We start from the raw sequence: 6,449 nt of genomic DNA, 5'->3' as shown, positions 1-6,449 counted from the left end.
GTCACCAATACCAGCGGGGACTCTGCCACCGGCGGCGATGGAACGTCCGCCCGGTCACCTGGTCGACAACCAGGTCGACGAGAGCGGTTCGAGGAGCTCCCTCGTCCGGAGCCCACGGGACGAGACCGATCTCGTTCTCGAGCGCGACCGAGCCCACGTCGGTGTTGCGCTGCAGGGCACCACGCGCCACGACGCTCCACGCCGCGCCGGCGTCCCAGCCGTCGACCTCGAAGGAGACGGGCAGGCGCTGCTCGGCGAAGAGTTCCGCGTCCCCGGAGGTCCGGAACACCAGACGGGGGCCGCGGACGACGAAGTTCAGCGGCACGATCGCGATGCGATCCCGCGCCTCGAAGGCCAGCCGGCCTACCTGCGCCTCCCTCAGGTGTGCCCAGCAGGCGTCCTGATCCAGGTGCTCGATCTGTCGCTGCGCCCCGCTCGTCATCGCCGCGTCCCTCCCGGATGGTCTTGCTGAGAGTGTCCGACGACTCCAAGAGTGACGGCAGAGCAGAAAGTCCTCCCTCCCGACTCGGCGTGAATTCCGCCCCCCGCAGGTCTGCCGGGGCTTCGTCGCGCTTGCGTGGTGCGCGGTGGCGAGCCCTCTGCCGGGTCAGCGCCGATCGGGTGTGGGGATGTGTGCCTCGTCTCGGACGACGAGCACCTCCTGCAGCAAGGCCCGCTGCGTCTGCTCCGTCTCGATCCGGAGATCCGGCAGCCAGACGGGTGGCCGCCCGAAACTTGGGGGCTGGAGCCACGTGGTGACCACGACCGGCGTCGCCTCAAGCAGCTCGGCTGCTCGCACTGCGGCGCCCAGCGCAGCAGTGGAGTCGTGGGATCCATCCACACCGACAACGACACGGCCGCCGGCCTCCTCCGCAGGAGTAGAACTCATCACCGGAGCCCGCGACAGCCGCCGGTGCCGCCCAAGAGCCCAAAGTCCTGCACCCCGGGCGGTTCCACAACCGAATGGGAGGCTGAATTGGCCCTGCCGGCTGGGCACGGCCGACGACACCGCCGATCTTCAGCAGCGACTCGACCAGTGGCCGCCCGGATGGCTTGCAGCGCTGCCGCCCACAGCGGCCGAGGTTCCACAGCGAATCAGTGCACCTCGTGGCCCGAACTCACGTCGGACCCGGCGCGGGACACCCAGAGCGCATCCGTCTCCCGAACGAGCAGGACCGGACAAGGGGCACCGAGCACAGCGTTCCGCTCGACCTCTGCGCCCGGACCAGGCAGCGCATGGCGTCCGAGCACGAGGAGCGACGCAGTCGCACCCGATCGAGTCAGCTCCTCCTTCACGTCGCCGCGCACCTCCTCATGCCGAACGAGCAGGTGGGGGAAATGCGCGGCGAGATCATGCGCTAAACCCTCCGGAGCGGACTCGAGCCGAGAAGGTGACACCGAGAACCGGCCGACGGCGTGCACCGTCACCACGGCTGCCCCCTGCGCGGACGCGACCGCAGAGGCGATCTGCGCCGCCGCGACGCCCGCGGGAGTGCCGTCGATGCCCGCCATCACGGGACCGTTCGCGTCCTCAGCGCCGAGCGGCACGAGTGCGATCGGACCGTCGGTGTCACGTGCCAGTCGTGCCAGCATCGCCGACCGGTGCGGCAGCATGAAGGCGGCCGGCCCACCCGTGCCGAGGACAAGCAGGCTTCGGGTGCGTGCGCACGTCGCCAGCACCTCCTCGACGTCGCCGTGCACGAGCCGACCGGAGATCTCGAGCCGTGGGTGGTCGGCGCGGAGACGCTCCAGGTCGCCCTCGAGCGCGAGCCGACACCCGGCCTCGATCGAGTAGCCGGAGTCGTCCTCCCCGAGGACGCGGACGAGGTGAATCCGCTCGATCCATGGGCGACCCAGCGTCCACCGAAGCGCCGCTCTCGCCCGTGTCGACCCATCCCATGCCACGACGGCGTCCTCAAGCATCACGATTCCTCCTCCTGGTCGACGCTCCACGCTGCCGCACGGATCCACCCAGCAGCAGGGGCTTAGGTCCCGCGCAGTCCACTGCAGGGGCCGCCACCGGCGCCCGCCACTGGGGCGCCGACGGACGCGGGACGGGGTCACGCGTTGTGGATGAGCACCTTCAACGCCTGGTGCTGCGCTGCGTGCTCGAAGACGTCGTACGCCTCCAGCACCTGGTCGAAGCCGAACGTGTGTGTGACGAAGCCGCCGACGGGGAGGACGTGCTCTGCCACCAGTTTCATCAGCATGGCGAGCGTGTTCGTGTTCACGAGACCCATCGTGATGCTGATGTTCCTGATCCAGAGCTCGTTGACCGCCAACTCGACCGGCTTGCCGTGCACGCCGACGTTCGCGATCCGCCCACCGGGCCGCGCCAGCTCGACCGCCATGCCGAACGTGACCGGCAGACCGACGGCCTCGATCGCCACGTCCACGCCCGCGCCGTCGGTGAGGGCGAGCACCTGCTCCTTCCAATCCGAATCCCGGGAGTCGACCGTCGCGGTGGCGCCGAACTCGCGGGCTCGGGCGAGCCGGGCTGGGTCGAGGTCGACCGCCACGATCTTCGAGGGTCCGTAGAGCCGCGCCGTCATCACTGCTGCCAGCCCCACAGGACCCGCTCCGATGACCGCGACGACATCGCCGGGCTGCACCCGCCCGGACTGGACGCCGATCTCGAAGCCGGTCGGCAGGATGTCGGAGAGGAGGATGCCCTCCGCCTCCGACATGCCCTCTGGGACCTTGTAGACCGAGTTCTCGGCGAACGGCACCCGGACCTGCTCCGCCTGGGTGCCGTCGATCATGTAGCCGAATATCCAGCCGATCCCGGGCATGCCCTCCGGGTTCAGGCAGTGGCTCGGCAGACCGCTGCGGCAGTTCGCGCACCTGCCGCAGGCGCTGACGCACGCGAGGATCACCCGGTCGCCGATGGCGAGCTCGGTGACGGCTGCACCGACGGCGATGATCTCGCCGATGCCCTCGTGGCCCAGGATGCGACCAGGCGCGACCTCGGGCACGTCGCCGTGGAGGATGTGCAGGTCGGTCCCACAGATCGTTGTGGCGATCATCCGCACCACCACGTCCGTGGGCTGTTGGATCTGCGGATCCGGTACCTCCTTCCAGGAGCGACGGCCGGGACCTTCGTAGACGAGCGCCTTCACCGGGCACCTCTCTTCCATGTCTGCGGTCCGCTCCCCTGAAGTGGCGGCGGAACCGCGCCCGGAGTCAACGCCCCCTCAGGCCGGACGAGCAGGGCCGAAGGTCCCCGTCGAGGCAGGAGGGGTCCGTCGACGTGGCATCCGTACCACTCCTCGGGATCGCCCGGCTGCGGACACCGGTGGAACCTGCGCGTGACGCCGAGGAGGCCGGGAGAACCTCTGCCCGGCCCCGAGCACCCGTGGTGGGACGCCGACGAGGTTCTGCCGAGTTCGCACCGTCCGCGAGATGTTTCTCGACGGTCTGCCGCCCGGCATCGACCCGCCTCGCTCCTCCAGTGACCTTCGGCCCTGTGTTCGACGATCCCGCGCTCGGAGACTGGGGCGATGACTGCAGCAGCATCGGCCCCGGTGGCCCCATCGCTCCGCATCGCGGTGCTCACCGAGACCGCGGAGGGTGAGCGCCGGGTCGCTCTCGATCCCGCTGCGGTCGCGCAACTGGTGCGCGCCGGGCGGTCGGTCGCCGTGGAATCGGGTGCCGGCACAGCCGCGACCTTCGTCGATGATGCCTACGTCGCGGCAGGAGCGACGGTCGGGAGCCGTGCCGCCGTGCTGCGGGACTGCGACGTGGTCGCTGTCGTCCGCAGCCCGGATGAGGAGCTGGCCGCAGCGCTCACCGAGGGGCAGACGCTGATCGGGCTGCTCGACCCCCTGAACCATCCGGAGTTGATCAAAACCCTTACGCAGCGCGGCGTCACGACCGTGGCGTTCGAGCTGCTGCCGCGCACGCTCAGCCGCGCGCAGTCCATGGACGCGTTGAGCTCCCAGTCGAGCGCAGCCGGCTACCGGGCCGCCATCGTCGCCGCTCACGCCTTCGGCCGCTATCTGCCGATGATGATCACCGCATCGGGTACGGCAACGCCCGCGAAGGTGATCGTGATCGGCGCAGGCGTCGCAGGCCTGCAGGCGATCGCCACGACGAGACGCCTCGGCGCGGTCGTCACCGGGTACGACATCCGAGACGCCTCCAGGCAGGAGGTCGAGTCGCTCGGAGCCAAGTTCCTGACCAGTTCGGTCGCGAAGGGAGGCGGCGCGGGGGGCTACGCGCGGGTCTTGACGGACGCGGAGAAGGCGACTCAGCAGCGAGAGCTCGACACCGCACTCGCCGGCTTCGACGTGATCGTCACGACGGCGAAGGTTCCCGGGCACGCGCCGCCCGAGCTCGTCTCGGCAGCCACGCTCGCCACGCTGCGGCCCGGTTCCGTGTGCGTCGACCTCGGCTCGAGCGTGCTCGGCGGCAACGTGGCCGGCTCCGTGGAGGGAAGGACGACGGTCACCGGCAACGGGGTCATCGTCGTGGGCGGGGGCGAGCTGGCGGCGGACCTGCCCGTCTCGGCCTCGCAGATGTACGGCCGGAACGTCGTCGCGGTGCTCGACTCGCTCGCACCGCAGGGCGTCATCGTCGTCGACGCGTCCGACGCGGTGCACCAGGGGATCGTCGTCGGCCACGACGGCGAGGTGACCAACGCTGCGATGCGCAGCGTCCTGAGGCTCGACCCGCTGCCTGCGGCGCTGCCGGCCGGCCTCGCTGCCTCATCCGCCTCCGCCGCCGATCGCCCGATGGAGAAGATCGCATGATCGCCACCCTGTTCACCAACCTCGCGATCTTCGTCCTCAGCCTGCTTGTCGGCGTCGAGGTGATCGGCAAGATCCCCTCGACCCTGCACACGCCCATGATGTCGGGCTCCAACGCGATCCACGGCGTGGTCATCGCCGGCGCCGTCGCCACCGCCTCGGCGGCCGACAGCCCGCCCGGCTACATCCTTGCGTTCGTCGCAGCCGCGCTCGCGGCCGCGAACGTCTTCGGCGGCTACGTGGTCACCGACCGGATGCTGCAGATGTTCACCAGGCACACGCCCGCCGCGGCCGCCGCCGATGCGAAGGACCCCTCATGACGCTGTTCGGCTTCACGATCGGTGTCCTGTTCCTCGCGGCCGCCACCCTGTTCGTCGTGGGGCTGCACCTGATGCGCCTCCCCTCCACCGCCCGACGGGGAAACCTCATCTCGGCAGGCGGCATGGCGATCGCCGTCCTCGCGACGATCGTGTCCTCGGTCATCGTGTCCCACGGCAACTGGCTCGGTTGGCTTGCGCTCGTGGCCGGCGCGGCGGCGGGCGGTGCGTTCGGCATCGTCCGCGCCCGCACGGTGAAGATGACCGAGATCCCTCAGCTGGTCAGCATCTTCAACGCGGTGGGCGGCGGGGCCGCCGCGGCCGTCGCCTTCGCGGACTTCGTCCAGCATGCCGCGGGCGTGACCCCGCTCGGCCTGACCTCGTCCGTTCCGATCGTGCTCGACGTCGTGATCGGTTCTGTCACGTTCTCCGGCTCGCTGATCGCCGCCGGCAAGCTGCAGGGCATCGTCTCCGGCGGCCCGATCATCTTCCCGGGCGCACGGATCGTCAACCTTCTGGTCATCGCCGTCGCACTCGTGGCCGGGGTCTTCGCGATCGTCGTCGGAGACGACGTGCTGCTCCTCGTCGCCGTGCTGGTGGCGTCCCTGCTCTTCGGCGTGCTGATGGTGCTGCCGATCGGTGGAGCGGATGCTCCCGTGATCGTGTCGCTGCTCAACGCACTGACCGGGCTCGCCGTAGCCATGGCGGGCTTCGCGATCGACAACCAGTCGCTGATCATCGCGGGCGCTCTCGTGGGCGCCGCGGGCACGATCCTGACCCTGCAGATGGCGAAAGCCATGAACCGATCCGTGCTTGCCATCGTCCTCGGCGGCTTCGGCACAGGCGACTCGACGTCGTCCAGCGCCACGGATGCACAGGATCTCAGCACCGTGCACGCGGTCAGCGCCGACGACGTCGCGGTGCAACTCGCCTACGCGCAGCACGTGATGATCGTCCCGGGCTACGGCCTGGCGGCAGCGCAGGCACAGCACGAGGTCGCCGAGCTCGCGAAGCTGCTGATGGCGAACGGCATCGACGTCAAGTACGCCATCCACCCGGTCGCCGGCCGCATGCCCGGGCATATGAACGTGCTGCTCGCCGAGGCGAACGTGCCCTACGACCAGATGCTTCAGCTCGACGAGGCGAACATCGCCTTCGCCGACTGCGACGTCGCCCTGGTCGTGGGCGCGAACGACGTCTACAACCCCGACGCACGCAAGCCGGGCAACGGGGTCTCCGGCATGCCGATCCTCGACGTCGATCACGCCAAGTCCGTCGTGATCCTGAAGCGCTCGATGCGTCCCGGCTACGCCGGCATCAGCAACCCGCTGTTCACGGATCCGAAGACCGGGATGTACTTCGCCGACGCGAAGGTCGGGCTTGC

7 protein-coding genes are annotated in these 6,449 nt (G+C 69.8%); 3 read left to right on the top strand and 4 right to left on the bottom strand.

All coding sequences use genetic code 11. The features are described 5' to 3' along the window. Position 1 precedes the first annotated feature (1 nt). The 4 genes from JWQ92_RS07145 to JWQ92_RS07130 form a co-directional block, all read right to left on the bottom strand. On the bottom strand, positions 2-442 hold the full coding sequence (locus JWQ92_RS07145) for a pyridoxamine 5'-phosphate oxidase family protein (protein ID WP_297343782.1): 441 nt from the start codon (positions 440-442) through the stop codon (positions 2-4). Between the two features lie 165 nt (positions 443-607). Next, positions 608-889 (bottom strand): universal stress protein, encoded by a 282-nt coding sequence (locus JWQ92_RS07140; protein WP_297343781.1) that lies wholly within the window; start codon positions 887-889, stop codon positions 608-610. A 206-nt stretch (positions 890-1,095) separates the two neighbouring features. Beyond that, positions 1,096-1,923, bottom strand: coding sequence for a universal stress protein (locus tag JWQ92_RS07135; protein WP_297343780.1), 828 nt, complete (start codon positions 1,921-1,923; stop codon positions 1,096-1,098). A 137-nt stretch (positions 1,924-2,060) separates the two neighbouring features. Then, complete coding sequence (locus tag JWQ92_RS07130; RefSeq protein ID WP_297343779.1) at positions 2,061-3,119, bottom strand: zinc-dependent alcohol dehydrogenase family protein; 1,059 nt, start codon at positions 3,117-3,119, stop codon at positions 2,061-2,063. A gap of 405 nt (positions 3,120-3,524) precedes the next feature. Between JWQ92_RS07130 and JWQ92_RS07125 the strand changes: the two genes are divergently transcribed. The 3 genes from JWQ92_RS07125 to JWQ92_RS07115 all read left to right on the top strand — a co-directional run. Then, a complete protein-coding gene (locus JWQ92_RS07125) occupies positions 3,525-4,751 on the top strand; it encodes an NAD(P)(+) transhydrogenase (Re/Si-specific) subunit alpha (protein WP_297343778.1) in 1,227 nt (408 codons plus the stop codon). Further along, positions 4,748-5,068: a proton-translocating transhydrogenase family protein gene (locus JWQ92_RS07120; RefSeq protein ID WP_297343777.1), complete on the top strand. Its 321-nt coding sequence runs from the start codon at positions 4,748-4,750 to the stop codon at positions 5,066-5,068. The genes JWQ92_RS07125 and JWQ92_RS07120 overlap by 4 nt, the downstream gene beginning before the upstream one ends. Then, positions 5,065-6,449: NAD(P)(+) transhydrogenase (Re/Si-specific) subunit beta (locus JWQ92_RS07115; RefSeq protein WP_297343776.1), on the top strand; the 1,385-nt coding region annotated here is incomplete at its 3' end. The genes JWQ92_RS07120 and JWQ92_RS07115, both read left to right, overlap by 4 nt.

Origin of the sequence: Amnibacterium sp. (genome assembly GCF_025463795.1) — a bacterium.
Taxonomy (GTDB): Bacteria; Actinomycetota; Actinomycetes; order Actinomycetales; family Microbacteriaceae; genus Amnibacterium.
This window is presented reverse-complemented; position numbering and strand designations above follow the sequence as displayed.